The organism is Methylomonas sp. Uni0011 (assembly GCF_056850255.1).
In genome coordinates this window covers 85,360-111,554 of the sequence record NZ_JBVVNO010000002.1, presented here as the reverse complement: position 1 = coordinate 111,554, position 26,195 = coordinate 85,360, and the positions used below count along the sequence as shown (strand labels likewise).

Genomic DNA, 26,195 nt, shown 5'->3' with positions numbered 1-26,195 from the left:
ACGCCGAATTAGCGGCCACGCAGCATTTCCAAGGCCAGCTCGGCCATGTTGCGCGAACCGCCGCCGCAGCCGAGTTGGCGTTTGACCTCGCCCAATTCGGCAATGCAGCCCTCGCGGTAAGCGGTATCGTCCAATAGCCGCCCAATTTCTGCAGCCAGGTTGTCGGCGCTCAATTGTTCCTGAATCAATTCGCGGACAATACCCTTGCCGGCGATGATGTTGGGCAGGCCGATGAATGGGATTTTCACCAGCCGTTTGCCCAGCCAATAGCTAAACGCCGCCAGCCGGTAGACGATTACCATCGGTACTTGCAGCAATGCGATTTCCAGCGAGGCGGTGCCGGAGGTGGTCATTACCGCGTCGCAGCATTGAATGGCGTCGTAAGGCTGGCTCTTGACGACGTGCACCGACAAGGTGGTCCGCTGCAAGTGCTCGGCCAGCACGCTATCTTCGATCGAATCCGCCTGCGGCAAAATAAATTGCAGCTGCGGCCGAACTGCAGCCAGTTTTTCGGCGGCTTCAAGCATCACCGGCAACATGCGTTTGATCTCGTTGCCTCGGCTGCCTGGCAAGATGCCGACCACCGGCCGGGCCGGATCCAGGCCGAACAGCTCGAAGTCCTCGGCTTTACTGCGTTGCGGATGCACTTTATCGACGGAAGGATGGCCGACGTAGCGGACCGGCACGTTTTCCGCTTCGTAATATCGAGTTTCGAACGGGAAAATTACCGCCATCATATCGATGGCCTTACCGTAGGTTTTGACCCGCCCCTGCCGCCAGGCCCAGACCTGCGGACTGACGTAAAACAGGACTTTGATGCCCTGCCGCTTGGCGAACCGCGCCAATTTCAGATTGAATTCCTTGTAATCGACGCAAACCAGCAAATCCGGTTTTTCCCGGGCCACGATCTGTTGCATCAGCCGCAAGGCACGCCGTATTTCGCCGTAGTGTTTCAAAACCTCGACCAAGCCGATCACGCCGATACCGGCCGAATCGTAGCGCACATCGATCCCGGCCTCGCGCATTTTGGTGCCACCCATGCCGATGCCGACGAGCGCCGGGTAACGTTGTTTCATTTCCAAAAACATATTGGCGGCGTGGCGGTCGCCGGACGCTTCGCCGGCGCTGAACAACAGCGTATAGGGTGGCTGCGGACTATTCATCGAACGGATAGGACAGCAGGCCCGTTTGAAACCAAGCCTGCCTGGATAAGATTGATTTAGGCGGAGAGTACGCCGCGGATGACACCGGCGATTTTATGCACGTTGTCGTCGCTCAGGTTGGCGCAGATCGGCAACGACATGCAGCGCGCCGCGACCGATTCGGTCACCGGCAACGACACGCCGGCGCATTCGGCCTTGAACACGTTTTGTTGATGCAGCGGCACCGGATAGTAAATCGCGCTGGCAATCTGTTGCTCCTGCAAGGCTTTCATGACTTCGTCGCGGCGATCGCACAGCAAAGTGTATTGATGGTAAACGTGCACGCCGATACCGTCCTCATAAGGGGGGGTCAGCGGCAAACCGGCCAGCAGTTCGGAGTACAAATGCGCGGCGTGGCGGCGGGCGGCGTTGTATTGGTCGATGCGCTTCAATTTGGCGCGCAACACCACGGCCTGCAACTCGTCCAGCCGGCTGTTGTAGCCGATCACATCATGGTAATAACGCACTTCCGAGCCGTGGTTGCGGTATTGTTTGACCTTGGCCGCGGTCGCGTCGGAATCGGTGGTGACCAGGCCGCCGTCGCCGAAGCAGCCCAGATTCTTGCTCGGAAAAAAGCTGAAACCGGCAGCATTGCCGAAACTGCCGGTCTGCTTGTTGTAAACCGTGGCACCGAAAGACTGGGCGCAGTCTTCGATCAATTTCAAACCATGCTTGTCGCAAATGGCTTTGATCGCCGGCAAGTCGGCCGGCTGGCCGAACAGGTGTACCGGCATAACCGCCCTGGTTTTGGCGGTGATGGCTTTTTCGATGTTTTCCGGTGTGATGTTGAAGCTGCCCGGATCGATATCGACGAACACCGGCGTCGCGCCGACATATTTGATCGCTTCGGCCGTGGCGATGAAGGTAAAGGCGCTGGTGATGACTTCGTCGCCGGCGCCTATGCCTTCCGCCAACAAGGCCAGATGCAAGGCGTCGGTGCCGGAGGCGCAACCGATGGCGTGTTTGACGCCCAAATACTCGGCCGCCTCTTTCTCGAACGCCTGTACGTTCGGCCCCAGAATGAATGCGCAATTGTTCAGGGTTTCGCTGAAACCGCCGACGATTTCATCTTGAATTTCCGCGTACTGCGCTTGCAAATTGACCATCGGGATCATAGTGGCCGTCCTTTAGCGATGGGTTAAAAACTTGGTGATTTCAATCGCGGTCGCCAGCGCCTTGCGGCCGGCTTCGCCGGGAACCAGCGGATTTTCGCCGGTTTGGATGCAATTGACAAAATGTTTGATTTCTTCCAGAAGCGCGTCGCCGCTCTCGAAAGTCAGTTCCTCGGTGACGATTTCCGGGATGCCGGGAAACATCTCCTTGTCGCCGGTTTTATGCTTGACCAGCACCCTATTCTGAAAATCGACCGAGACGTAGGAACTGGGGCGGAACATGCGCATCTTGCGTTCCATTTTCATGCTGATCCGGCTGGCGGTAACGTTGGCGACGCAGCCGTTTTTAAAGGTGATGCGGGCGTTGGCGATGTCGGTGCCCTGAGTCAGTACCGCAGTACCGCTGGCGTCGATTTTTTCGATCTCGGAATTGACCAGGGCCAGGATGATGTCGATATCGTGAATCATCAGGTCAAGCACCACGCTGACGTCGTTGGCGCGCGGGTTGAACGGCGACAAACGGTGCGATTCGATGAACAGCGGTTTTTCGTCCAAGGTCTCCAATCCCCGCACCGCCGGGTTGAAGCGCTCCAGATGGCCGACCTGCAAAATGACGTTTTTTTCCTGGGCGATGGCGATCAATTCGTCAGCTTCTTCAACGGTCACCGTTATCGGCTTTTCCACCAGCACGTGACTACCGGCGAGCAGAAAATCCTTGGAGACGCTGTGGTGGTAACTGGTGGGAACCACGATGCTGACGGCATCGATCTGGCCGAGCAGGGATTGGTAATCGGTCAAGGCCTGGGTGCCGTGTTTTTCGGCGACCTGCCGCGCAGCGTCTTCGTTGATGTCGACCACCGCCACCAGTTCGCAATTTTTTAGCGACGCATATTTTTCCGCATGAAACTTCCCCAAATATCCGGCGCCGATCACGGCACATTTCAATTTACTCATAGACGACCTAAGCACGATTCGCGGTTTCCCGGCCAATTACCACACTCCGCCGGGCATAAAAAGCCGGCCATTGTATCACCAGAATTGGGCGCGAATAAGCCGCTTGCCAAACTGCACCCATATGCTTGTATTCCCGGCAAATATGTCTAACTTTGGCCTTAGCAATTGCAGAAGTAGTCTTTATCTTACATTTCGAAAACCGATGCCCCCAAGACGATATCTATCTATATTGACCGCACTGGCTTTGGGAGCACAACCCGATTGCCATGCCGCAACGGCAGACGACGAGCATATTCGCAAGATCGTGCAAACCATGTTGCAGGACAAGGACCGGAAGATCGAACAACTCGAAGCTCGCATCCGGCAACTGGAGCAAGAACGGCCTCCGGCCCTTGCCGCTTTGCCGCCAGCCGCGCCGGCAGCGGTTCCGGAAAAAGCCGCAGCCAATGCCAAGCCGGAGCCGACGGTAGACAGCAAACTGAAAGCGCTGGACAAAAAGGTGGCCGAGCTGAAAGAAGCCGCCGAAGCCAACGGTCTGGTCATGAGCGGCTTCTTCGACATCAACGCCAAAACCGGCAACTCCACCGACCAGACTTTCAGCGTCGGCTCAGTGGAACTGGATCTGGACTACGTTCACGACGACCATTTCGGTGCCAGCTCGGCCTTGGTACTGTGCGGCAACTCGTCCAATGCCGACTACGGCGCACCGGGAGCGGTGTTTTGCGGCAACAGCGGTCCAGGTGCATTGAGCGGCGGCAGTACCACGGCCGGCATTGCCGTCGCCTTGGTCGACTACCATCTGTTCAACGACCGCATTCCGCCGCGGGGCCGGATTTTCAACAACAAAGGCCTGCATATCCAGGCCGGCCGTTTCGACTTGCCGTTCGGCAGCGATTACCAATACTTCGCCAACAAGGACCGGGTCACGGTCACGGCGCCGTTGACCACGTCACGCATGCAACTGGGCGGCTACAACGCCGACGGCTTGCGTTCCTACGGCAATTTCGACTGGTTCAATTACTCGGTATTTTGGACCGATGCCTTGTACGCCAACGACGGTCATACCATCGGCGGCCGCCTCGGTATGACTCTGGGCCAAAACGCCTACAAAATCCACGACGCCCACCCGGAAGGCATCGAATTCGGCATCTCGCATTTGAGCGAACTGGACGGCGAAAACCGGATCCGCAACACCGTGTACGGCGCCGATTTGGCGATCGGCTACGGCATCTGGCGCTTGCAGAACGAGTTCATGCTGTTGAATGCGCACCAACAAGTGTTTCTGGATCAGGACGGCGACGGCAATCCGATAATCGTCGTCGGCCCGAACAATAATCCCTTCGGCAAGGGCCACCAATTGGGTTATCACTCCACCTTCACCGTGGATTTGGCAAGTCTGACCAAGATGCCGGTCATTGTCTTCGCCCGCTACAGCCGTTGGCAGCCTTCGCAGAATCTGGGCCTGGACTTCGACGGCAGTACCGTCGCCATCAACGATATTTCGATGCTCAGCCTGGGCTTCAATTACAAATTCAGCGACCACTTGCAGGTCAAGTTCGAATACGACGATTCGCTTGGCACCGAAACGGCGGAACGCTACTTCGACCGGAAACTCGGTATTGCTCAAATCGTGATGTCGTTCTAACTATGAAAAAACGAATAACTTCACTGCTATTGGCACTGGCCAGTTGCTCCGGCTTGCTGCTTTATACTCACGCCGCACACACGGCTGGCGAAAACCCTCATGTCATCGCCAAACAAAACATGCAATCCGATTGCGCCAGCTGTCACTTGTCGGCTCCGGAGCTGAAAGACGACAACATATTGCACAGCAAAAACATCACTATCGATCAAAGCGCCTTCAAACTCGACGGCGTGGCGATGTGCGCGTCCTGCCATAACCCCAACCAGGGCCACAAAGTGGGTCTGAACATCGATTTTCCGGTGCCAGCGGATTTGCCGTTAAACGAGGAAAACGACATCACCTGCCTGACCTGCCATTACACCCATGGCAAGTTAGATAGCGACCGGCCGCAGGCAAGCCACAGTTTCATGGACAAATTGATGAATTCCGAGCGCTTGCGCAAAAGTTTCTTACTGCGCCGTAACAACAGCGACGGCGAGCTCTGTTTAACCTGTCACAACGTCAACTAAGGCTCAACCATGAACAACACCGTACCCCGTCGGCAAATTTTCATTAAAAAAGAGTTCCAGGGCCGCTTCATTCTCGGCGCCTTCGCCCTGATTCTTTTGTCCGGCCTGTGCTCGGCGCTGCTGATTTACTGGATGACCGGCGGCGATCTGCAAGCCCAGGCACAGTCCGCTCACGCCAATATCGTCAATGCGACGGAGCGTTTGGGAATCTCGATCATGATCGGCAATGTCGTCTCCATCGTCACGGCCGGAGCAATTGCCATCGCCGGCGTGCTGTACGGCACGCATAAGATCGCCGGTCCGCTGTACCGCTTCGAAACCCTGTGCCGGGAGGTCGGCGACGGTAACCTGGATACCGTCACCCATCTGCGCGAACACGACCAGCTGCAGGAACTGGCCGCGTCGTTTGCGGCGATGGTCGGCAAATTGCGCGACCGCCGCGACCAGCGCCAGCGTCTGATCACCGAACTGAACCGGCAGATCGGCTTGTGCGCGTTGAACAACGGCAACGACTTGTCCACGACCCAACACGAAACGATTGCCGCGCTGGCCAATCTGGCGGCGGCATTGGAAAAACTCGATAAATAACCCACCCAACTTTATGAGCAAAGACCTGACAATCAAAAGCGCGCTGATTTATATCGCATCCTCCTTATTTGCCGCCAACCTGTTGTTCGCAGCATCGCTCTGGCACGCCTTCTCCAGCATCGACGCCAGCCTCGCCGACGCCACCCAAAAACAAGACACCTCCGATGCGCTGGCCCATGTCCGTTTTCACGTGGTACAAATTCAACAATTTTTGACCGACGTCGGCGCCACGCATACCGAAGACGGTTTCGCCGAAGCCGAACAGAATCTGGCCGATGCGCTCAAAAATCTGGATGCCGCGGCCAAACTGCAACCGAACCTGCAATCGAAACTGGACGAACTGAAAACCAAAATCAGGACCATGCACGCCGCCGGCGTAAAAATGGGTTGGGACTACATCAAACTCGGTAACGAAGCCGGCACGGTGACCATGAAAGCGCCCGGCACCGGCCTGGACGATACGGCGGCCAGCCTGACGTCGGAGCTCTCGATCTTGACCGAGCAACTGGACCGCGAATTGGCTCAGGCCAAACAAGTATTGAGTTCGTCGTTGCATGACTACAGTGTTTCGCGCATCGCCTTTTCGATCGCGCTGTTATTGTTCGTGGTCATCTGTTTGGCGCTGCTGTATTTCAAAATCGAACCGCCGCTGAATGCGCTGCAAAAATCCTTGCGGGACATGAAACAAGGCGGCGGCGACTTGACCCGGCGGATTCCGCACGAAGGCGGCGACGAAATCGGCAGTATCGTCAGACTGTTCAACGAATTTCTCAGCATGCTGCAAGGCTTGATGCAGCAAGTAGCGACCGAATCAGAGCAGTTGACCGTCTCGTCGAGCCGGCTCAGCCAAATGTCGGAACGGGTACAACAAGATATTTTCAAATCGCAAATGGGAGCCAACCAAGTCGCAACCACAGTGACCGAATTGTCTGCGACAGTCACCGGCGTTTCGAACAATACGGCCGATGCGGCGCAAACCGCACGCCAAAGCAGTCAGGCCGCAAACGACGGTAAAGCAGTCGTAACCAGTACCGTACGCTCGATTCACGAACTTTCGCAAAACATCGATCGCGCCAGCCAGGTGATCGGTAGCGTCGAAAACGATTGCGTCAACGTCAGCTCGGTCCTGGACGTGATCCAAAGCATTGCCGACCAGACCAATCTACTCGCCCTGAACGCCGCCATCGAAGCGGCGCGCGCCGGCGAGCAAGGTCGCGGCTTTGCCGTGGTGGCTGACGAAGTCCGCACGCTGGCCAGCCGCACCCAGGAGTCGACCCACGAAATCCAGGCCATGATCGAGAAGCTGCAACAAGGCTCGCGGCAAGCAGTCAAAGCCATGACGGAAAGCCAAACCCAAACCAAGGAAACCGTGGCGGTGATCGAAAGCACCGGGGCAGTGTTGGACGAAATCTCGGCGATGGTAGAACGCATCTCGGAAATGAACACGCATATTTCCGATGCGGTAAAGGAACAAAAAATTGTGGTCGAGCACATCAACCAGAATGTGGTCGCTATCAACGAAGCCACCGTCAACAATACGGCAGACGCCGAACAAACCGCCCGCGAAGCTCATCATTTGCAGGCTATCGCCGGTAACCTGCAAAAAACCATTTCCCAATTCAGATTGTAAGAGCTCCCGCGGCCGCAACGCTGCGGGAACAAGGTTTTATCGGCGCTTAGCGGCGCTATCCAATTTGATCCAGCGCAACCGGTTGGCGTTGCTGACCACGGTCACCGAAGACATCGCCATCGCCGCGCCGGCGATCATCGGATTCAGCAAGATGCCGAACAGCGGATACAACAAGCCGGCCGCAACCGGAATGCCGATGGTGTTATAGATAAAGGCGCCGAACAGATTCTGTTTGATGTTGGCGACAGTCAATTGCGACAACGCGATCGCCTCCGGAATTTTCAGCAAGGAACCTTGCAGCAAGACGATGTCGGCACTTTCGATCGCCACGTCGGTACCGGCGCCCATCGCAAAGCCGACATTGGCCTGGGCCAAGGCCGGCGCATCGTTGATACCGTCGCCGACCATGCCAACCAACTCGCCCTGCTGCTGCAAGGCTTTGACCGTCGCGGCTTTGTCGGTCGGCAACACCTGGGCGCGGAATTCGGTAATACCGGCCTGGGCGGCGATGGCCTTGGCCGTGATTTCGTTGTCGCCCGTCACCATCAAGACCCGGACGCCACGGCCTTGCAATTCGCGCACGGCTTCAGCCGAGTCGGGCTTGATCGGGTCGGCTACCGAAACCACGCCGACTATGGCCTGTTCGACCGCCAACATCATCGGCGTCTGGCCTTTTCCGGCCAATTCCGCCAGCTTATCCCGACACACAGCGGTATCGACCCCATGTTCGGCCATCAATGCGGCGTTGCCGAACAGGCATTGCCGCTCACCGATCCGGCCGATTACGCCGTGGCCGGCCACGGCCTGAAAGCGTCTGACTTTGTCCAAAGCCAACGAACGCTGTTCGGCCGCAGCCAAAATCGCCGCCGCCAGCGGGTGCTCGGAACCGGATTCCAGACTGGCCGCGAGTTGCAAAACCTGAGTTTCGTCGTAATCACCGAATCCCAGCACTTCGGCCAAGGCCGGCTTGCCGGCGGTTACCGTGCCGGTTTTGTCCAGTATCAGGCAAGTCAGTTTGCCGGCCGTCTGTAGCGCCTCACCCTTACGGATTAAAATCCCAGTTTGCGCCGCCCGACCGACCGCGACCATGACCGAGATCGGCGTTGCCAAACCCAACGCGCAAGGACAGGCGATTACCAAAACCGTCATGGAAGTAACAAAGGCATAACCGAAGGCAGGATCGGGGCCGATCGCCAGCCAGATAAGAAAGGTCAGAACAGAAATTGCAACCACCGTCGGCACGAACACGGCCGAAATTCTGTCGGCCAGTTTGGCGATGGCGGGCTTGCTGTTTTGCGCCTGGCGCACGCTTTGAATGATATGCGCCAGCGCTGTGTCGCGGCCGATATGGGTGGCCGTGAACAAAAAACTGCCCTGGCCGTTGATCGACCCGGCGGCGACGCTGTCGCCGACATTTTTCTCGACCGGCATCGATTCGCCGGTGAGCATGGATTCGTCGACGCTGGAATGGCCTTCCGCCACCGTGCCGTCGACCGCGATCTTTTCCCCCGGCCGCACCCGCAAGGTCTCGCCAAGACCGACTTCCTCAATCGGTACGTCGAGCTCGCGACCGTCGCGCACGACTCTGGCGGTGCGCGGCTGCAGGCCGATCAAGGCTCTGATCGCCGCCGAAGTCTTGCCGCGGGCCCGGGTTTCCAGGGCGCTGCCGAGATTGATGAAGGCCAGAATCACGGCCGAGGCTTCGAAATAAGCGTGCGCCGACAGCGACGGCAATTGCGCGGAATAGTCGATGACGACGCAGGAATAAAACCAGGCGGAGCCGGTACCCAATGCAATCAAGGTATCCATGTTGGCCTGCTTCACGGCCAGCAATTTGAGCGCACTGTGAAAAAAATGGCCGCCGGAGTAATACAACACCGCCAAGGTCAATAGCGCAACTTCGGACCAGAACAGCGTGCCGGAAGGCGTGCCCATCGCCGGGAACAGATCGATATGGGCGCCCAACATCAACGGCAAACCCAACGCGCCGGCGACAGCCGCCTTGCGCATCAAATCGCGGTAACGCAGCTCTTCCTGGGCTTCCTCTTCCGCCGGATCTTCCAGACCTTCCATCACCGCGGCGTCGTAACCGGCGTCCTTCAAAGCCTGTTTCATTATCTGCCGGTCGGGATCGCCAAGCACGGTTGCCGAATGGTCGGCGAAGTTAACTGCGACCGATGCGACTCCGGGCACCGACTGCAAAGCGGTTTCGACCGCACTGACGCAACCGGCGCAACGCATGCCGAGAATCGACAGCCGAATCTCTTGGACGTCGCCGCTTTCTACCTGTTGGGCATCTGTCATCCTGCCTCCTCGAATGTCGGCAGCACCGCCGGCTGCCGGCGAAAAATTATTCTACTTTGAAGCCGGCGTCGACGATGGTGTCTTCGATCTCGTCGAGACTGATCTGAGCCGGGTCGAATTCGACGCCGACCTGCTTATCCAAGTGCGATGCCTTGACCGATTTGACTCCGGCCAGCGCCGACACTTTGCTGACGATACTATTTTCGCAACCGCCGCATTTCATGCCGGTAACCGTTAGCGTTGCTGATTCGGACATTGTTCCTCCTAGGGTTGTTAGAGATGCGCCGCGCCTGAACTCGACTAAATCTCGGCTTACATGTTATAAGGCGGGGCGTAGCAGCATCATAGTGCAATGATCGGGAGCCCGTAAATAAATGACAGATTTTCTAATTGGCCGGCAGCAAATACTGGACCGGCAATTGAATACCTTCGCTTACGAAATTCTGTTCCGCGGCACCGATTTCGACCTTAACCTAAAAGATGGGGCCGCCAACGCCACCAAACAAGTCATCAGCGATACTTTGCTGGAGATCGGCCTGAACCAACTGGTCGGGCCGCATAAAGCCTTCATCAACTTCACGACCCAGAACATTCTGGATAAAGTGCCGCTGCATCTGCCGAAAGACCGCATCGTGGTCGAGGTACTGGAAAGCGTGACCGTCGACGCCGAAATCGTCGCCAATTTAAAGGAACTGTCCCAACTCGGTTACACGCTGGCGCTGGACGATTTCGTACTGGCGCCGGAGTGGTTGCCGCTGCTGGAATTCGCCGACATCGTCAAGATCGACGTCATGGCAGGCACGCTGGACGCCACCCGCGAACTGATAAAACAACTCGCCCCTTATAATTTAAGATTGCTGGCGGAAAAGGTCGAAACCCATCAGCAGTTCGAAACCCTGCGCGATTGGGGCTGCGAGTTATTTCAGGGTTTTTTCTTCAGCAAGCCCAACATCGTTGAAGGCAAACGCATCGGCGCCAGCCAAACCACGGCACTGCAGTTACTAGCCACAGTCAACAAACCCGAGGCCAGTTTTGTCGAGATCAGCGGGATCGTCTCGCAAGACGTCAGCATGAGCTTCAAGCTACTGCACTACCTGAATTCGGCGTTTTTTGCGTTGCCGTACAAAATAGAATCAATACAACATGCGGTAGTCTGTTTGGGCTTGGTCGAAATCAAGCGTTGGCTCAATATCCTGACCCTATCTGCCCTGTCGGACAAACCTTCCTCGGTACTGCAAAACGTACTGATCCGGGCCAAAATGTGCGAACTGCTCGCGCGGGAAGTTAAGGATGACGGCGAGCATTACTTCCTGATCGGCATGCTGTCGGGCCTGGACAGCCTGATGGATTCGCCCTTGCCGAAATTGCTGGAACACTTGCCGCTGGCGCAGGACATAAACGACGCCGTGCTCCACCATCGCGGCCCTGCCGGCGAAACCTTAAAATTCTGTATCGCCTACGAGCGCTGGGAAACGGGGCTAAATAACTACCGTAACATCGCGCCGGAGCGCATCGCCAATATCTATTTGGAAAGCATCGACTGGTGGGCGACCCACATCTCGCCGTTACTGGCCGCATAACACTTCATTGACTGGTATGGATAGACTATGAAACGAAAATTACCCTTTTTCTTGCTGGCCGGATTATTGTCCGCCAGCTTGCAAGCCGCAGAACTCGGCGAACTCGACACCGAACAACTCGGTACGATGCAACAAAACCAAAACGCGCTGGTGGTGGATATCCGCACGCCGCAGGAATGGCAGGCTACCGGCCTGATTCCGGGCAGCCACAAGCTGCAATCGTTCGATGCCGACGGCAAATTCGACCAGCAAAAATGGCTGGCTGATCTGGAGAAATTGAAAACCTCGCCCGACCAACCGGTGATTCTGGTGTGCCGTTCCGGCAACCGTAGCGCCAAAGTCGGCAAAATGCTCAGCGAACAGCCCGGCATGCCCAAGGTTTATCATTTGAATAACGGCATCCAGTCCTGGATCCGCTCCGGCCGGCCGGTTGCACCGGATTGTCTGGCCAGCGCCTGCAATTGATATGTCGCTGTCCACGATCACCAACCAGACCATCGCGCTGGCCGGCATCGCCCAAGCCTGTTCGCTGGTACAGCAACTGGCAACGGCCGGTGCCTGCCAAAGCGGGGCCTTGGAAGCCAGCATCGGCAGTCTGTTGAAAATCGACTCGGATAGCGTCGCCGACGTCTACGGCGGCCTGGCCGGCATCCGCCACGGCCTGGAGCAATTGCAGACCCAGTTGGGTAGCCGGGCTTCAGCCAATCCGGAACAAGCCCGTTACGCCGCGCAACTGGTCTACCTGCAAAAGCGGCTGGCCGGCAAGCCGGACATGTTGGATAGCATCCGGACCGGCATCGGTCGAGCTCAGGCCCAGGCCGAACATTTCGGCGTATTGCATGAAAACGTACTGGCAAATCTGGCCGACGTCTACCACAGCACCATCAGCACGCTGCAACCGCGGATCATGGTCCAGGGCGATCCGCAGCATCTGGGCGACCAAGGCACGGTCAATAAAATTCGCGCGGTACTGCTGTCCGGTATCCGCTCAGCCCACCTGTGGCGCCAATGCGGCGGTAGCCGCTGGAAGCTGCTATTGGCGCGGCAGAAAATTCGCCACGAAGCCGAGTTCCTGTTAACGCAAATCTAACGCAGCACCATGCCGGAATTACCCGAGGTCGAAACCAGTCGGCGCGGTATCGCGCCGCACATTCTGGGCAAAACGTTTAAAACGGTAGCGGTACGAGAATCGCGCTTGCGCTGGCCGGTTCCTGTCGACCTGCCGGCGGTTCTGGCCGGCCAGCGCCTGAATGCGGTCGAGCGCCGCGGCAAATACTTGCTACTGGGCGCCGAGACCGGAACGCTGATTCTGCATCTGGGCATGTCCGGCAATTTGCGAATCACCAATCCGCAGCAGATTCCGGGCAAACACGACCATCTCGATTTCGTGTTTGCCGACGATACCGTGCTGCGCTTCAACGACCAGCGCAAATTCGGCGCGGCACTGTGGACTTCCGCCGATCCGCTGCAGCATCCGCTGCTGGCAGAGCTCGGGCCGGAGCCATTGTCGGCCGACTTCGATGCGGAATACCTGCAACGCCGCGCCGGCCAACGGACGGCGTGCATCAAAAGCCTAATCATGGACAGCCATATCGTGGTCGGAGTCGGCAATATCTACGCCAGCGAGTCGTTGTTTCTGGCCGGCGTGTTGCCCACCCGCGCCGCCGGAAGTTTGCAACGGGCCGAATTCGAACGTCTGGCCGCGGCGATCAAGACCGTGCTGGGCCAGGCCATCGAACAGGGCGGCACCACCTTGCGCGACTTTACCAATGCCGAGGGCAAACCCGGCTACTTCAAACAGGCATTGGCCGTCTACGACCGCGACGGCGCACCTTGCCGGACCTGCGCCGAACCCATACAGCATTCGAAAATCAGCCAGCGCGCCAGCTACTACTGTAGCCGCTGCCAAAGCTGACAGGCCTTAGTCAGGCCTGCCAATCGAACGCAACTGTGACCCGGTTGCCGCGTCCGTGGTAGGTCACGCTGCTGCAAAGTTTTTCCAGAAGTGCAATACCGCGTCCGCTATAGCCGGCATTGTGTTGTAAATCGGTGCGGTGGCGGCGCCAGTCGAATCCGCTGCCGCTGTCGGCGACCTTGACGATCAACCGCCCGCCGGTCTCGGTGGGATGATGGGAGAAAAACAAACGGATTTTGCCGTCGCTTAGCATTTGTAGGCGCTGTTGTTTCAATTCGTAAAACCGCAGGAAGCCTTCCGGGGTAGTTTTCTCGGCGGAATCCAACTTCAGCACGCCATGATCCAAGGCATTGGCGAACAATTCGGTCACGATCAGAAATATCGCTTGGCGATGGCGCTGCAGGCCTTGCAATTCAGTCAAGGTGTTTACGATCACCGGCACCGGGTTGGTACAACGCAGGCTGTCGATGTCGAATTCCATCATCTGTTTCCAGGTCATCGCCGCTAATTTATGCCCGGCGGCCTGGACCTGACTGCCGGCCCACGGCACGCTATCGACCGCGCAACGCAACACCACCATCGTGTTGTCGTCTTTGCGCTCGGCTCCGCCGGTATGTTCCGCCAGCCGGCGTTGTAATATGTCGAAGTCGCTGTCCCGGCTTTCCAGAATCGCCTGCAACACACGCTCGGCGCCGAACAACTCGTTGCTTGCATTCTCCGCCTCGAACACACCGTCGGTCAGCAAATACAAACTTTCATGCTCGCCGACGCGATGCAGTTGGACATCGGGCTCGATAACGGCCTGAATCCCCAGCGGAATATTGGAGGAGCGGATGGCCCGATAGCTTTTATCGACTCGATGGACCAGGTAGTGGTCCGGCAAACCGCAAGTAATGGTTTTTAACATCGAATCTTCGGGGTATAACGCCACCAGAGTCGCCGCCAAGAACCGGTTAGCCGGCAGCATCCGGTGAAGCTTGGTGTTGACCTCCACCACGATCTCGCTGATGTCGAAGCCTTTGCGGGTCATCCCGTAAAAGATGTCCGCCAGCGGCGTCGCCGCTATCGACGCCGCCAAGCCGTGGCCGGTGAAATCGCCCAGCAACAGGTGCAAATGGTTTTCCGGCGTTTTCGCCACCAATACCAAATCGCCGTTGAACAAGGCCATAGGCGACATCGACACACTAACCGCGTCGGTTTCCAGAAAATCGGCTTTCAGTACACTGTTGAACAATTTGGCTGCAACCTCTTGCTCGAGATCGGACATCTGCCAATAGTCCAATAACCGGTTTTTCTGCTCCCGTTCGCGCCGGTACAATTCGCTCAAACGTAACGATGACCGAATCTTGAACAATAACAAACCGAAGTTTACCGGCCGACACAATACCGTATCGATATCAACCGTGGCACAACGCTCCAACAAGGTATCGCTAATCGACTCGCTGATTAACACGATAGGCAAATAGTTGTCTGCAGCCTCGCGCACCTCCGCCAATGCCTGCCAATGCCAATGGCGGCAAGCCACGATCAACAAATCGATCGGTTGCGATTCGACCAAGGCCAACACTTCCGCATCGCTGGTAGCCGGCTGACAAATGTAGCCTTGGCCGATGATCTGGCGCTCCAAGTGATCGACTTCGGCGTCGGGGCCGGCATCCCTGAAAAAGACAATTACTGTTTGCATGATTAGTGGCTATCGAACGGATGATTTGCGCTTACGCCAAGTGGCCGCGGCTATTGAGCGGCCGAGCGGCTAACGTGGGCTGCTGGCTTATAATAGTCCCTCCCAACTTAAACTCTGCGGCTATGGCGATATTATTTTTTTCGTTACGCGGCGTTCCGGCCGATGAAATCGAGGACGTCCGACAATTGCTGATCGATAACGACATCGACTTTTACGAGACCTCGGCCGGCACCTGGGGCACCTCGTTGCCGGCGATCTGGCTATACCGCGACCAGGATCGGCAACTGGCTGATGAATTGTTCGAACACTATCAAACCCAACGTGCGCTGAACCAACGTGCACATTACCAGGCCCTGAAAAACAGCGGCGAAGCCGCCGGGTTCTGGCGTCACAATCTGGCCCGGCCGCTACGTTTCATCGCCTTGAGCGTATTGGTAGCGCTGGTCGGCTTCGTCTCGCTGATATGGCTGTTCGAATTGGGCCTTTAAGGCGCTGTTGCCAATACGGCCAAGGCCCGCTGGACATGTTCGGCAGCTTCTATTCCCAAGTCGGTCAAATAGCCGCCGTCGGCCTGCGAAATCAAGCCTTTATCGAATAAGCGCCGGGCCGCTTCGATCAATGCCGGATCGGCATTGCCGTGCACCTTGACCCCTTCCTGTGCGCTGGCCAAATTGAACAGCGATAGAAACCGGATTTCCGCAACCAGTTCATCGTTAAATAGCATCGGTTTTCCCCCTGTGGTGGTTATGATTATTTTTCGTTGGCGGTCAGTGTCAGCCACGCGTAAACCCGCTTTATCAGCAGATTGTCGTCGTATTGGTATGCGCGCCCTTCGCCTTCCATCCTGATTTGCCGGTACACCGGATTATCCTTTGCGGCCATGCGCCGTTGCCAGGCGCTATCGACCACCGCCGCGACGTCGAATTCGGCGTAGACATCCAGAAACGGCAGGCCAATGTTTTTGATTTGCTCCAGGCTTTGCGCCTGCGGTAAACGATTATCGCCGATCGGCAGACTAATAGCCGCGAACGCCATGATACCGTCCGGTTTGGCACTGAGCCGATACAGCGCCATTGCCGCGCCGACGCCGTAACCGACGACGGCGATGCGTTTGGCACCGCCTTGCTGCAAATAGGCCACCGCGGCATCGATGCGTGCCGCCGCGTCGTCGAACAGTACAATGTAATCGTCGAGGTTCGCGCCGATCTCCTGCACCGGCATTTGTAACGATAAGGTCGCCCAACCGTGTTTCGGCAAGGCGGCGCGCAATCCCCGAATCACCGGGCGCTGATCCGGATGGCCGCCCATGTCGTGCAACACGATTACCGCGCTACGGTTGTCGGTTTTTTCGGCATCGGTATAGAGCCCAAGAACAGGCCGGTTCGAACTCTGCAGCCAAACCACGCGTCCCACGGCCAATTGGCGTTGAATTTGTTCGGCATAATCCTGCTCGCGGCGCTGGTCGCCGGCAGCGGCCGGCAACGCTGCCGCCAAGCAGAATATCGCGAACGCCGGCCGGAAGCGCAAAGCGGCTAACCGTTGCTGTAGAAACCGCTGAAGGTATAACGCTCGTGGATGTGGCGTAACAGCACCATCACCACCGATGCCACCGGCAAAGCCAGCAACACCCCCAAAAACCCAAACAAACGGCCGCCGGCCATCACCGCAAACATCACCGCGACCGGGTGCAGGCCGATCTTGTTACCGACCAGCCACGGCGTCAGCAACATGCCTTCGATGCTTTGGCCGACGGCGAACACGATCAGGACCGGAAGCAAATGCATTGCATCCTGAAATTGCAGCAAAGCCGAAATGCAGGCAAACACGATGCCGGTGATCGCTCCCATATAGGGTACGAAACTGACCAACCCGGCCATCATGCCGATGACCAGGGCTAATTCCAGATCGACCAGCCACAACCCAAAGCTATAGATGCCGCCCAACGCCAGCATCACGTAAAACTGGCCGCGCATGAACGCTCCCAGCACGTCGTCGGCTTCCGCGGCCAGTTTCGCCACGGTCCCGGCCGCTCGGCGCGGAAACAAATCGTGGATTCTTCTGACCAGTTCGTCCCAGTCGCGCAGCAAATAAAAGGTGATGACCGGAATCAACACCAGGTTCATGACCCAACCGATCAGCACCGCGCCGGAATGCGACACCGATTCGAGCAGGTTTTCGCCGACGCCACCGTTTTGCCAGTGATTCCGGATCATATTCAGCAATTGCTCTTCGCGCAGCGGGCGGATACTGCGGCCGAAGTACTTCTGCAGATCAGGAATTACGGCTTTGTTGATCCAATTCAAATAGGACGGCAGTTTATCGATGAACTCGCCGATCTGGTATTCGAGCGCCGGAATAATCACGACCAGCAAGGCGGCGATGGTAAAAATGATGCCGGAAAACACCACGATCACCGCCAGGGTGCGATTGAGGCGCCAGCCGCGCAATTCCAGGGTTTCCAAACGATCGACCAAAGGGTCGCCCAGATAAGCCAGAATCGCGGCGACCGCAAACGGCATCAATACCGGAGCCAGCAAATAGAGCAAACCGCCGAATCCGGCAACGAAGGCCAATAACAACCACTTCTGCGAATCGCTCATCTCCATACCGTTTCTCCGCTGAATTCAGTTTTAGGACTGCTTACGCGCTTTCAAAAGTTCGACGGCGATAGGTGTGATCGACAACAGCACGATAGCCAGGATCGCCAGTTCGAAATTTTGTTTGATGAGCGGAATGTTGCCGAAAAAATAGCCGGCAAACACGCAAATCAAGACCCAGGCCAAGCCGCCCACGACGTTATAAAGGAAGAAATATCCATACGGCATGCGGCCGATGCCGGCGACGAACGGGGCAAAGGTGCGGACGATCGGCACGAAACGCGCCAATACGATGGTCTTAGCGCCGTAGGTTTCGTAAAAGGTTTGCGCCCGCTCCAGATGTTGCCGATTGACCCAGCTCAACGAGTAGGCACGTTTACCGACGCTACGCCCGATCCAATAATTGACCGTGTCACCCAGGACCGCGGCAACGCTCATGATGCCGAGCAGCATCGGCAGATTCAGCGCATCGACCGCGACAAAGGCTCCGGCGGCAAACAGCAGCGAATCGCCCGGCAGAAACGGCATCACCACGAAACCGGTTTCGACAAAGATCACGGCAAACAAGATCGCGTAGGTAACTGCACCGTATTCGCCGATCAATTCGGCCAGATGTTTATCAATGTGTAACAAAACGTCGAGCAGATAATGTAGCCAATCCATCTGTAATCCCTGGAATCCTGTAAATAGTGCGGTAATGCGCCGGCAGGCCGGGTTACCGGTAGAAATAGGCGGCGGCCGCGGCGCTGATCAACCCCAGCAACAACGCAACCAGCCAACGCCAGAATTTAACGGGCTTGGAAGGTGCGGCCTGATAGGCAACGCCTTCGATGCTGGCGTCAACCGCCTTCAATTTACCGTCGGCTTCGCGAGCTACGCGGTAAACGATCACATCGCCGCGTTGCGGCCGCCGCGCCATGCCTTTCAGCGAAGAAATATGAATAAAAATATCCTTATCGCCGCCATCCGGCTGAATAAAGCCAAAACCTCTATCGTCTTTCCAGGTTTTTAAAATACCTTTGTGGACGGTGTTATCCGCCATATCGATTCACCTCTTAAATTACGAACGGGACTACGTAAGAACTCGGCTGCAGCAGCAAGGATCAGGCTAACGTCGCCCGTATTTTGGACGAAATGCGCGACAATTCGGTTAATCCGGATCGCTCCGGCCGAACCCGCGGTACTGGAAAAGGGGCGAAAGGCTAGCAAATTAGCAGCTTGCAAGTTGTAAGACGGCCCCGCTTCGGCAAAAACCACGCGGAACCGGCCGATACGGAAACGGCGTTTACGCATAACCGCATAAACGCCGTCCGCACTTAAATTTTCTTGTCGATCAGGACTTTATCGTCGATGATCAACTTCGATACGCCGCCCAGCGACAAATGCAGCGTGCAGGATGCGGTTTTAAAGTTGGAGCCCGGCTCGCCGACCCATTCCATCGTCACGTAAGTTGCTTTATCCGTGTCGGTTTTGGACGGGAAATACACTTGGGTACCGGTCTTGTTTTGAATCAATTTCGGGCATTTTTGGTTGGCCATTTCCTGCATGGCTACCAAGGATCGGATCTGCGACGCGGCTTCCTTCTCTTCGTTGCTTTGCTCCTTGCTGGCGCCCACCAGAATGAAACCGACCACGAACACACCCACCACAGCGATCATCGCTTTTTGTATTTCGCCCATTGTTGCTCTCCTCTGTTTCTAGTTATTTTCAAAGCAAATCCGAAACCTTAAGTTCCGGATTCTAAGCTAAATGGCCGGTAGCGGCAATGCGCCGGTTACAGGGCGTTTAGGCCTGCGGATCGACTTGAGCAATCCAGTCGCCCAGATTGTAGTAATTGGTGATGCGGGCGACTTTACCGTCACGGATTTCGAAGAAGGCGCCGGCCGGCAGGCGGTAAGTCTGACCGTTGGCTTCCGGCAGGCCTTCGTCGGTATTCAGATACTCACCCAACACGACGAACTCGGCGGCGCCGCGGCTGCCGTCTTCGTTGGCCATCACCACCATGTCCACCAATTGCTCTTTGTAGTGGTGGTTCATTTTTTTCATGAATTCGCCGAACGCGGCCTTACCTTGTTCACGGCCGCCTTGATTGATATCGTGCACCACATCGTCGGTCAACAAGCTGAGGAAGGTCTCCATGTCGCCGTCGTTGAATGCTTGATAATACTTTTTGATCAATTCGATTGCTTGTTGCATAGTGGTCATAGCCTGGATTAAAAAAGGCGGCAATTTTGCCAGAAGCCCGGTTTTTTTTCAGCTTAAAATTCAACGCCCTGCTCGGCTTTGATTCCGGCCTGGAAAGCATGTTTGACACGGGTCATTTCGGTGACGGTGTCGGCGACTTCGATCACTTCCGCCGCCGCATTGCGCCCGGTCAGCACCAGATGCAGCCAACCGGGTTTATGCTGGCGAATGAAATCGGCGATTTCCTGGCCGCTGATCCAGCCGTAGCCGCAGCAGTAGTTGATTTCGTCCAACACGACCAGATCGAATTGTTCCGACTGGATCTTTTGTTTGGCAAACTCCCAGATCTCGCGGCTGGTCTTGATATCCTGCTCCGGATTTTTGGTATCCCAGGTAAAACCGTCGCCCAGGGCATGCCACTCGATCTCGTCGAAGCGGGTCGCCGCCTTCTGTTCGCCGGTCTGCCACTGGCCCTTGATGAACTGGATCACGCAGACCTTCATGCCCCAACCTGCGGCACGAAACACCATGCCGAACGCACTGGAGGATTTGCCCTTGCCTTCGCCGGTATGTACCAATACCAGACCGTGTCGTTTTTCTCTTACTTTCATTGGCTGTAGCCTTTACCATCCGGACCGTTAAAGGGCCCGCATTGTAGCAAGTTATTGGCATAGCCACTGCTTTAAGCCGACTGTGGCAGCGGCAAAATCCGGGGCTATTTACGCCACGAGTTATGGAGCTTAACCGCCAGAATTGCCGCGGCCAGTAAAAAGGTTACGGCGTTGGCGACGATAATCGCCCAGTTCGACAGAAACACGCCGTAAATCAGCCACAACAGTACCCCCAAGGTAAACAGGCTGTACATGCCCAAAGACAGCGACGAGGTATCGCGGGTTTTGACTGTCATCACCGCCTGCGGTAAAAACGAAGCCGTCGTCAACGCTGCGGCCAGATAGCCTATCCAATCGGAATTCATAGTCATTAGATTGCGTAACGCTGCCAGCCCAGGTAGGCCAACACCGCTAATATCAATAAAGAAAAAGCCAAGCCCCAAAAGTAACCGACGAACAACATGGCTTTAACCGGCTTTTCGACCGGCTTGTTACGGCACAGCAACCAGCCGCCCAAGGCCGATACGGCAAGGATGGCCAGCAATGCGCCGATGGCAGGATTCATCGGCTTCAGCGCGGCGGCGGCGCCAGCACTTCGCGGGAGCCGTTGGTTTCCGGCGGACTGACCACGCCGGCGTTTTCCATGTCTTCGATAATCCGCGCCGCGCGGTTGTAACCGATTTTAAAGCGGCGCTGCACGCTGGAAATGGAAGCCTTGCGCGACTCGGTGACAAAGGCCACCGCTTCGTCGTACAACGGATCGGACTCGCTGTCTTCCCCGTCCAAGCCCGCCACTTCGCCGCTGTCGGTGCGCTCCTGGGTAATTTCGTCCAGGTAGTCGGTCGGTCCGGTTTTTTTCATGAACTCGACCACCCGATGCACTTCGTGATCGTCGACGAAGGCGCCGTGCGCCCGCAATGGAATGCTGGTACCGGACGGCAGGAACAACATGTCGCCGTTGCCCAACAGAGCTTCGGCACCACCCTGATCGATAATGGTCCGCGAGTCGATGCGCGAAGAGACCTGGAACGAAATCCGGGTCGGCACGTTGGCCTTGATCAACCCGGTCAAGACGTCCACCGACGGCCGCTGCGTCGCCAACACCAAATGGATGCCGGCAGCGCGGGCTTTTTGCGCCAAACGCGCAATCAGCTCCTCGACCTTCTTGCCCACCACCATCATCATGTCGGCCAACTCGTCGATAACGATGACGATGCTGGGCAACGTGGTCAGATAGGGATAATCATCCAGCGGAATCGGGGTTTGCGGATTGAACAACGGATCGCGGATCGGCTGGCCGGCGGCTTCGGCTTCCTTGATGGCATGGTTGTAACCGGCCAGATTGCGCACCCCGACTTTCGACATCAACTTGTAGCGCCGTTCCATTTCCGCCACCGCCCAACGCAAGGCGTTCTGGGCGTCCTTCATGTCGGTGACGACCGGCGTCAACAAATGTGGAATACCTTCGTACACCGACAACTCCAACATTTTTGGGTCGATCATGATCATCCGCACGTCTTCCGGCTTGGCTTTGTAAAGCAAGCTCAGAATCATAGTGTTGATCGCGACCGACTTACCGGAGCCGGTGGTACCGGCCACCAGCGCATGCGGCATTTTCGCCAGATCGGCCACCACCGGAGTACCGGCGATGTCCTTGCCCATCGCGATGCTGAGTTTGGATTTGGCCCGCTCGAATTCGTCCGATACCAGCAGATCGCGCAACGAGACCATTTCCCGCTCCTGGTTCGGAATTTCCAAACCAATGACGGATTTGCCTTCGATGATTTCGACGATGCGCACGCTGGTTACCGACAAGCCGCGCGCCAAGTCCTTGGCCAGACTGCTGATCCGGCTGACCTTGACGCCGGCCGCGAGCCGCAATTCGAAACGGGTGATGACCGGACCCGGCAACACCGCTTCCACTTCGGCGGCGATACCATAATCTTGCAGCACGTCTTCGACCTGGCGCGAAATTTCTTCCAGCTCGGTTTTGGAATAGCGTTTGACCTTGATATCGCGTTTGTCCAGCAAGGACAACGGCGGCAAGGCGTTCAGGAACGCGCTGTCGTCCATATTCTCCAAAACTTTGCTGTCTTTGCGCCGCAGCGGCCTAACCGATTCGGCAGGTTTGGCGGACACGGCTTCCACGACTTGAATTTGCGGTTTGGCGCGCGGCGCTTCGTCGGATCTGGATTCGGCTTTGGTTTCCGGTTTGCTCCGCACTTTTTTGGCTTCGGCCCGCACCGGCTTCTCGCTGCTGCGATAACGTTCGGCGCCGGTCACGGCCTGACGGCCGACCACGGAACACGCGCTCATCGCACACTTGCCGATCAAACTCATCACCATCAGCCAGGATAAACCGGTAAACATGGTTACGCCGGTCATGAATATCGCCAGCAACAGCAAGGTCGAGCCGGAATTGCCCAACAGATGCACCAGCGCGTCGCCGATTTCCCGGCCCAAAATGCCGCCCGGACTCTCCGGCAGATCGACTTTGGTGCGCAGAAAATGCAGATGTAGGAACAAGATCGCCGAACCGGACACCACGGTCGCCAAAAAGCCGACCGAGCGCGCCGCGACCAGCCACTGGCTGGCCTGTTGTTGGTTCGGCCCCTGATAGACCATGTAACCGTACCAGAACAGCATGACCGGGATCAGGTAGGCCATCAAACCGAGAAAGCTCAGCACGAAATCGGCCAGCCAGGCGCCGAACACGCCGCAGGCGTTGCTGATCGATTGGTAGGACGTGCTGTGGCTCCAACCCGGATCGTTGGAGTTAAAGGTCAATAAGGCAATCAAAAAGAACAGTGCAAAACAGGAACAGCCCAGCAATGCGATTTCGCGATATCCTCGCGTGTCTCTCTCTTCCACAACAGCAACCATGGGTGACGGCTCACGTTAAAAGCTTAACTAAAACCTGATTATAGATGATAAAAATCGATTTCACATTAGCTTGGCCGGCGCAGCCCGCAAAATCCCGGCATTCTGCCGGTTTAAACCGCGGGGGATTGCCCATATAATCGTTTCATACTAACCCCGCATGGAGATCGAGAAAATGGCTGCAGCCAAGCATTGCAAACTTTTAATCCTAGGTTCCGGCCCGGCCGGCTACACCGCAGCCGTTTACGCCGCGCGCGCCAACCTGAATCCGGTCATGATCACCGGCATGCAACAAGGCGGACAATTGACCACCACCACCGAAGTCGACAACTGGCCCGGCGACGTCGACGGCGTGCAAGGCCCGGAATTGATGGACCGGATGCTGCGCCATGCCGAGCGCTTCAACACCGAAGTGATCTTCGACCACATCCACACCACCGATTTGTCGCAAAAGCCGTTTACGTTGACCGGCGATGCCGGCGTTTACACCTGCGATGCGTTAATTATCGCCACCGGCGCCTCGGCCAAGTATCTGGGCCTGGAATCCGAAGAAGCCTTCAAAGGCAAAGGCGTATCGGCTTGCGCCACCTGCGACGGTTTTTTCTACCGCAACAAGCCTGTCGCAGTAATTGGTGGCGGCAATACCGCGGTCGAAGAAGCCTTGTACCTTGCCAATATCGCCTCGGAAGTCATCGTCGTCCATCGCCGCGATAAATTCCGTTCCGAGAAAATCCTGTCCGACAAATTGATCGAGAAATCAAAATCCGGCAACGTCCGCATCGAATGGAACCACGAGTTGGACGAAGTGTTGGGCGACGACATGGGCGTCACCGGCCTGCGCATCAAAAGTACCCAGGACGGCGCGACCAAAGAACTGGACGTGCACGGCGTCTTTATCGCCATCGGCCATACGCCGAACACCGACATTTTTGCCGGCCAACTGGAAATGGACCACGGCTACATCGTGGTTAAAAGCGGCATCCACGGTAACGCCACCGCCACCAGCGTACCGGGCGTGTTCGCCGCCGGCGACGTGATGGACTCGCATTACAAACAAGCCATCACCTCCGCCGGTGCCGGCTGCATGGCGGCATTGGACGCCGAAAAATATCTGGACGATTTGTTCGGTTAACTCGCCTTAGCGTTGCGGCTAATGCCGCAACGCTGACTGTTCAGAGTCTACCTACTGCGAGTTCCGGCACTCGCCAAACAACCCGTCACGCCCCCATTCCGCAAATCCCGGCCATCTTTTGGCCGCTCCCTATCTTCCATCTGCCACTCATGGCGTCAAGCTTGACTTGCTCGTGACGCCGAAAATTAAAGTCTGATTAAGTTTCCAACTGGGTTGAACCTCAGTCCTGTCGCTGGGAATAGACACCGCGTGTGAACAAATTATTACCGTTTTGTTACGCCAAAAACCGGACGTCTGCCTTCCTCGGAAGACAATGTTTAGACGGCCCACGACAACAACAAGGAAATGGACCCATGCCCTTTGAAAACCAGCCAAAACGTATCATCGTGTACTCCCACGATACCTTCGGTCTCGGCAATATCCGCCGGATGTTGGCCATTGCCCAGTCCCTCGTGGATGCCGATCCGAACGTCTCGGTGTTGATATTGTCGGGTTCGCCGATGCTGCACGCTTTCCGAATTCCGGACCGGATCGACTACATCAAATTACCTTGTCTGTCACGCACCGTCAAAGGCGACTATTCGGTGAAATTCCTGGATATGGAATACGAGCAATTGCTCAAGCTGCGCAGCAACATCATTCTCAGCGCAGTGCTGGATTTCGACCCCGACTTGATCCTGGTCGACAAAAAACCCTACGGCGTCAGCGAAGAATTGGGCGCGGCACTTAATTTGATACAACGCCGGGGCCACCGCGCCAAGCTGGTGTTATTGCTGCGCGACATTCTGGATGCGCCGGAAAGTACGATACCGGTCTGGAAGAAAAACGGTTACCACGATGCTATCCAATCCCATTACGACAAGGTGTTGGTGGTCGGCTCGCCGGAGATTTACGACATGCGCAAGGAATACGAATTTCCGATAGCCAGCCACGACAAGGTCAGCTTTTGCGGCTATATCGCTCGCGAACGCAGCGACAAGCGCGCCGGCGAAATTCGCGACCAACTGAACTGCGGCGACGCTAACCTGGTTTTGGTCACCGCTGGCGGCGGCGAGGACGGCTACCAATTGCTGCATAGCTACCTGGAAGGACTTAGCCGGCAGGATTTGGGCCACAATGCCAAAACCTTGATGATTTGCGGCCCGGAGATGGCGGAAAGCCGCCGCCATCAACTGGAAGTGCTGGCCCGCTGCTGCCGTAACGTCGTGCTTCAGGAATTCACCACCGACATGATGGCCTGCATGGAAGCCGCCGATTTGGTTGTCAGCATGGGTGGCTACAACACCACCTGCGAACTACTGACCTTGCGTAAACGGGCCATCCTGGTGCCGCGCGTCAAACCGGGGCAGGAACAATGGATCCGCGCCGAACGCTTGGCCAAGCAGGGCCTGGTGCGAGCCATTCACCCCAACCATCTGACGCCTAAATTACTGATGGATACGGTTCGTGAAGAATTGGGACGCACCAATGTTCACCACAGCCGTCTCTATCAAATCGACATGGGTGGATTGTCACGCATCAGCCAGTCAATTAGCGACCTGCTGTACGACTGCGCGGCAAACATGCTGGAACCGGCCAAGACCTCGACGCGCAGCGCCCGCGCCGACTAACCCCGTACTTTGAATACATCGATCGGCCTGAACCACGCTGACCGGACTACTTTGGACT

28 protein-coding genes are annotated in these 26,195 nt (G+C 56.7%); 11 read left to right on the top strand and 17 right to left on the bottom strand.

The window, feature by feature from the left end:
• Nucleotides 1-8: 8 nt before the first annotated feature.
• The 3 genes from lpxB to AC0IM9_RS03255 are packed head-to-tail and all read right to left on the bottom strand — an operon-like array spanning nucleotide 9 to nucleotide 3,268.
• On the bottom strand, nucleotides 9-1,163 hold the full coding sequence (gene lpxB, locus AC0IM9_RS03265; RefSeq protein ID WP_482803042.1) for a lipid-A-disaccharide synthase: 1,155 nt from the start codon (nucleotides 1,161-1,163) through the stop codon (nucleotides 9-11).
• A 56-nt stretch (nucleotides 1,164-1,219) separates the two neighbouring features.
• Nucleotides 1,220-2,317, bottom strand: coding sequence for a DegT/DnrJ/EryC1/StrS family aminotransferase (locus tag AC0IM9_RS03260; RefSeq protein ID WP_140910994.1), 1,098 nt, complete (start codon nucleotides 2,315-2,317; stop codon nucleotides 1,220-1,222).
• Nucleotides 2,318-2,329: 12 nt separating this feature from the next.
• Nucleotides 2,330-3,268, bottom strand: a complete 939-nt coding sequence (locus tag AC0IM9_RS03255; RefSeq protein WP_482803041.1) for a Gfo/Idh/MocA family oxidoreductase — start codon at nucleotides 3,266-3,268, stop codon at nucleotides 2,330-2,332.
• A gap of 202 nt (nucleotides 3,269-3,470) precedes the next feature.
• On the opposite strand from AC0IM9_RS03255, the gene AC0IM9_RS03250 reads away from it, so the two are divergent.
• Genes AC0IM9_RS03250 through AC0IM9_RS03235 form a run of 4 tightly spaced genes read left to right on the top strand, consistent with a single transcriptional unit; the run spans nucleotide 3,471 to nucleotide 7,640 of the window.
• Nucleotides 3,471-4,913: a hypothetical protein gene (locus tag AC0IM9_RS03250; RefSeq protein ID WP_482803040.1), complete on the top strand. Its 1,443-nt coding sequence runs from the start codon at nucleotides 3,471-3,473 to the stop codon at nucleotides 4,911-4,913.
• Nucleotides 4,914-4,915: 2 nt separating this feature from the next.
• Nucleotides 4,916-5,422, top strand: a complete 507-nt coding sequence (locus AC0IM9_RS03245) for a hypothetical protein (protein ID WP_482803039.1) — start codon at nucleotides 4,916-4,918, stop codon at nucleotides 5,420-5,422.
• A gap of 9 nt (nucleotides 5,423-5,431) precedes the next feature.
• Nucleotides 5,432-6,010, top strand: coding sequence for a hypothetical protein (locus tag AC0IM9_RS03240; RefSeq protein ID WP_482803038.1), 579 nt, complete (start codon nucleotides 5,432-5,434; stop codon nucleotides 6,008-6,010).
• Nucleotides 6,011-6,023: 13 nt separating this feature from the next.
• The gene (locus tag AC0IM9_RS03235) at nucleotides 6,024-7,640 is read left to right on the top strand and encodes a methyl-accepting chemotaxis protein (protein WP_278211134.1); all 1,617 of its coding nucleotides are present in this window, start codon (nucleotides 6,024-6,026) and stop codon (nucleotides 7,638-7,640) included.
• Nucleotides 7,641-7,676: 36 nt separating this feature from the next.
• Here AC0IM9_RS03235 and AC0IM9_RS03230 read toward each other — a convergent pair whose 3' ends face one another.
• Together AC0IM9_RS03230 and AC0IM9_RS03225 are read right to left on the bottom strand one after the other, a co-directional pair.
• A complete protein-coding gene (locus tag AC0IM9_RS03230) occupies nucleotides 7,677-9,944 on the bottom strand; it encodes a heavy metal translocating P-type ATPase (protein ID WP_482803037.1) in 2,268 nt (755 codons plus the stop codon).
• A 46-nt stretch (nucleotides 9,945-9,990) separates the two neighbouring features.
• Nucleotides 9,991-10,200, bottom strand: coding sequence for a heavy-metal-associated domain-containing protein (locus AC0IM9_RS03225; RefSeq protein ID WP_140910989.1), 210 nt, complete (start codon nucleotides 10,198-10,200; stop codon nucleotides 9,991-9,993).
• A gap of 118 nt (nucleotides 10,201-10,318) precedes the next feature.
• Between AC0IM9_RS03225 and AC0IM9_RS03220 the strand changes: the two genes are divergently transcribed.
• The 4 genes from AC0IM9_RS03220 to mutM are packed head-to-tail and all read left to right on the top strand — an operon-like array spanning nucleotide 10,319 to nucleotide 13,439.
• Nucleotides 10,319-11,524 (top strand): EAL and HDOD domain-containing protein, encoded by a 1,206-nt coding sequence (locus AC0IM9_RS03220; protein ID WP_482803036.1) that lies wholly within the window; start codon nucleotides 10,319-10,321, stop codon nucleotides 11,522-11,524.
• A 27-nt stretch (nucleotides 11,525-11,551) separates the two neighbouring features.
• Entirely contained in the window at nucleotides 11,552-11,989 is a 438-nt protein-coding gene (locus AC0IM9_RS03215; RefSeq protein WP_140910987.1) for a rhodanese-like domain-containing protein, read from the top strand.
• A 1-nt stretch (nucleotide 11,990) separates the two neighbouring features.
• Complete coding sequence (gene hflD, locus AC0IM9_RS03210) at nucleotides 11,991-12,614, top strand: high frequency lysogenization protein HflD (protein WP_482803035.1); 624 nt, start codon at nucleotides 11,991-11,993, stop codon at nucleotides 12,612-12,614.
• A 9-nt stretch (nucleotides 12,615-12,623) separates the two neighbouring features.
• Nucleotides 12,624-13,439, top strand: a complete 816-nt coding sequence (gene mutM / locus AC0IM9_RS03205) for a bifunctional DNA-formamidopyrimidine glycosylase/DNA-(apurinic or apyrimidinic site) lyase (RefSeq protein WP_482803034.1) — start codon at nucleotides 12,624-12,626, stop codon at nucleotides 13,437-13,439.
• A gap of 10 nt (nucleotides 13,440-13,449) precedes the next feature.
• On the opposite strand, the gene AC0IM9_RS03200 is transcribed toward mutM, so the two are convergent.
• Entirely contained in the window at nucleotides 13,450-15,123 is a 1,674-nt protein-coding gene (locus AC0IM9_RS03200; RefSeq protein WP_482803033.1) for a SpoIIE family protein phosphatase, read from the bottom strand.
• Between the two features lie 122 nt (nucleotides 15,124-15,245).
• Here AC0IM9_RS03200 and AC0IM9_RS03195 point away from each other — a divergent pair, with 122 nt between their 5' ends.
• Nucleotides 15,246-15,611: a DUF6164 family protein gene (locus tag AC0IM9_RS03195; protein ID WP_482803032.1), complete on the top strand. Its 366-nt coding sequence runs from the start codon at nucleotides 15,246-15,248 to the stop codon at nucleotides 15,609-15,611.
• On the opposite strand, the gene AC0IM9_RS03190 is transcribed toward AC0IM9_RS03195, so the two are convergent.
• The 11 genes from AC0IM9_RS03190 to AC0IM9_RS03140 all read right to left on the bottom strand — a co-directional run bounded on the left by AC0IM9_RS03190 (nucleotide 15,608) and on the right by AC0IM9_RS03140 (nucleotide 23,398).
• Nucleotides 15,608-15,847: a TIGR02647 family protein gene (locus AC0IM9_RS03190; protein ID WP_140910982.1), complete on the bottom strand. Its 240-nt coding sequence runs from the start codon at nucleotides 15,845-15,847 to the stop codon at nucleotides 15,608-15,610. The two genes, AC0IM9_RS03195 and AC0IM9_RS03190, sit on opposite strands and share 4 nt — an antisense overlap.
• A gap of 26 nt (nucleotides 15,848-15,873) precedes the next feature.
• Nucleotides 15,874-16,617 (bottom strand): DUF3530 family protein, encoded by a 744-nt coding sequence (locus AC0IM9_RS03185; protein ID WP_482803031.1) that lies wholly within the window; start codon nucleotides 16,615-16,617, stop codon nucleotides 15,874-15,876.
• 38 nt (nucleotides 16,618-16,655) lie between these two features.
• A complete protein-coding gene (locus AC0IM9_RS03180) occupies nucleotides 16,656-17,729 on the bottom strand; it encodes an AI-2E family transporter (RefSeq protein ID WP_482803030.1) in 1,074 nt (357 codons plus the stop codon).
• A 24-nt stretch (nucleotides 17,730-17,753) separates the two neighbouring features.
• The gene (locus AC0IM9_RS03175; RefSeq protein ID WP_482803029.1) at nucleotides 17,754-18,383 is read right to left on the bottom strand and encodes a DedA family protein; all 630 of its coding nucleotides are present in this window, start codon (nucleotides 18,381-18,383) and stop codon (nucleotides 17,754-17,756) included.
• A gap of 52 nt (nucleotides 18,384-18,435) precedes the next feature.
• On the bottom strand, nucleotides 18,436-18,762 hold the full coding sequence (locus tag AC0IM9_RS03170; RefSeq protein ID WP_140910979.1) for a cold shock domain-containing protein: 327 nt from the start codon (nucleotides 18,760-18,762) through the stop codon (nucleotides 18,436-18,438).
• Between the two features lie 274 nt (nucleotides 18,763-19,036).
• A complete protein-coding gene (locus AC0IM9_RS03165; protein ID WP_140910978.1) occupies nucleotides 19,037-19,399 on the bottom strand; it encodes a hypothetical protein in 363 nt (120 codons plus the stop codon).
• 106 nt (nucleotides 19,400-19,505) lie between these two features.
• Nucleotides 19,506-19,916, bottom strand: coding sequence for a ketosteroid isomerase-related protein (locus tag AC0IM9_RS03160; protein ID WP_482803028.1), 411 nt, complete (start codon nucleotides 19,914-19,916; stop codon nucleotides 19,506-19,508).
• A gap of 62 nt (nucleotides 19,917-19,978) precedes the next feature.
• On the bottom strand, nucleotides 19,979-20,515 hold the full coding sequence (gene cobO / locus AC0IM9_RS03155; RefSeq protein ID WP_482803027.1) for a cob(I)yrinic acid a,c-diamide adenosyltransferase: 537 nt from the start codon (nucleotides 20,513-20,515) through the stop codon (nucleotides 19,979-19,981).
• 104 nt (nucleotides 20,516-20,619) lie between these two features.
• The gene (locus AC0IM9_RS03150; RefSeq protein ID WP_482803026.1) at nucleotides 20,620-20,886 is read right to left on the bottom strand and encodes an SWEET family sugar transporter; all 267 of its coding nucleotides are present in this window, start codon (nucleotides 20,884-20,886) and stop codon (nucleotides 20,620-20,622) included.
• Nucleotides 20,886-21,080, bottom strand: a complete 195-nt coding sequence (locus tag AC0IM9_RS03145; protein ID WP_278211119.1) for a hypothetical protein — start codon at nucleotides 21,078-21,080, stop codon at nucleotides 20,886-20,888. Before AC0IM9_RS03145 ends, AC0IM9_RS03150 begins: the two co-directional genes overlap by 1 nt.
• A 5-nt stretch (nucleotides 21,081-21,085) precedes the next feature.
• The gene (locus AC0IM9_RS03140; protein WP_482803025.1) at nucleotides 21,086-23,398 is read right to left on the bottom strand and encodes a DNA translocase FtsK; all 2,313 of its coding nucleotides are present in this window, start codon (nucleotides 23,396-23,398) and stop codon (nucleotides 21,086-21,088) included.
• Nucleotides 23,399-23,570: 172 nt separating this feature from the next.
• Between AC0IM9_RS03140 and trxB the strand changes: the two genes are divergently transcribed.
• Both trxB and AC0IM9_RS03130 read left to right on the top strand, forming a co-directional pair.
• Nucleotides 23,571-24,527, top strand: coding sequence for a thioredoxin-disulfide reductase (gene trxB, locus AC0IM9_RS03135; protein WP_278211117.1), 957 nt, complete (start codon nucleotides 23,571-23,573; stop codon nucleotides 24,525-24,527).
• Between the two features lie 353 nt (nucleotides 24,528-24,880).
• Nucleotides 24,881-26,137 (top strand): glycosyltransferase family protein, encoded by a 1,257-nt coding sequence (locus AC0IM9_RS03130; protein ID WP_482803024.1) that lies wholly within the window; start codon nucleotides 24,881-24,883, stop codon nucleotides 26,135-26,137.
• Nucleotides 26,138-26,195 lie beyond the last annotated feature (58 nt).